The organism is Clostridium sp. ZBS15 (assembly GCF_023845705.1).
Taxonomy (GTDB): domain Bacteria; phylum Bacillota; class Clostridia; order Clostridiales; family Clostridiaceae; genus Clostridium; species Clostridium aquiflavi.
In genome coordinates this window covers 1-1,158 of sequence record NZ_JAMQHY010000071.1, presented here as the reverse complement: position 1 = coordinate 1,158, position 1,158 = coordinate 1, and the positions used below count along the sequence as shown (strand labels likewise).

2 protein-coding genes are annotated in these 1,158 nt (G+C 26.9%); one reads left to right on the top strand and one right to left on the bottom strand.

The annotated features are described in order from the left end of the window. Window positions 1–45: 45 nt before the first annotated feature. On the bottom strand, window positions 46–348 hold the full coding sequence (locus NG904_RS16105; protein WP_252232719.1) for a recombinase family protein: 303 nt from the start codon (window positions 346–348) through the stop codon (window positions 46–48). A 170-nt stretch (window positions 349–518) separates the two neighbouring features. Here NG904_RS16105 and NG904_RS16100 point away from each other — a divergent pair. Then, a partial coding sequence (locus NG904_RS16100; protein WP_252232717.1) for a SulP family inorganic anion transporter occupies window positions 519–1,158 on the top strand: 640 nt, incomplete at its 3' end.

Below are 1,158 nucleotides of genomic sequence, written 5' to 3'. Positions count from 1 at the left end.
AGAAAGGGGAAATTTAACAAGATGTTTTATAATGGCAGTAAAAGGTTATCCATTCTTATTACTTGTATCAATTTTTGCATTAATAGATGTAAGAAACGCTTCTAGTTTATCTATTATTTCTAATAGTTCAACTAAATGACGAGTTGAATCAGCTAAGCTAAAAAGTTTTGTGACTATTATTTTATCACCTTTATTTAGAGTATTTATTGTATCTTTTAGTTTTGATCTTTTCTTTGGTGAGGAATGATCTTCCTCAATAATAATTTCACAATCTGCTTTTTTTAAGTTATTTAACTGAATCTCACAGTTTGAATCTTCTTCATATGGTCTCATGTATCCAATTAACATATTTATTCTCCTGATATTTAAAGAATTTATTTTATTATATCATAGTTTTAATAAAATAAAATTAGTCTTAAAATAGTTCCTTTTTGGGACTATATATGTTAAAATGATTCTTGCACAAAATAAAAATAAGTTTTTACAAGAGAAAAATTAAATGTGAGGTGTATAAAAATTTGAATAAAAATTTAAAAGCAGAGTGGTTTTCAAACGTTAGAGGTGATATCCTTGCAGGGATTGTTGTATGTATGGCATTAATACCTGAAGCAATAGGGTTTTCTATAGTAGCCGGAGTTGATCCTATGGTTGGAGTGTATGCATCTTTTTGCATTTCTTTAGTTATATCAATTTTTGGCGGTAGAACAGGTATGATATCAGCTGCCGCTGGTGCTATGGCATTAGTATTAGCGAGTTTAGTAAAAAATTATGGAATAGAGTATATGTTAGCAGCAACAATACTTACAGGTATATTTCAGATAATATTAGGTTTTTTTAAAATAGGAGATTTATTAAAATTTATACCTAAACCAGTTATGATTGGATTTGTGAATGCTTTAGGTATAATGATGTTTCAATCACAATTACCACATTTTAAAGGTGGATTTATTTTATTAATTTTAGGAGTAATAGGAGTATTAACAATTTATTTATTTCCAAAGATAACAAAAGTAATTCCTTCTCCTATAGTATCAATAATAATTGTGACATTGATAGTTTTTATATTTAAACTTGATGTAAAAACTCTAGGTGATATGGGAAAGGTAACTAGTGAATTACCTAAATTTTTACTTCCTAATATACCTATAAATATGGAAA

Coding starts and splice junctions, on each gene's coding strand:
- NG904_RS16105 (WP_252232719.1), bottom strand. CDS start 348: ATGTTAATTGGATACATGAGACCATATGAAGAAGATTCAAACTGTGAG.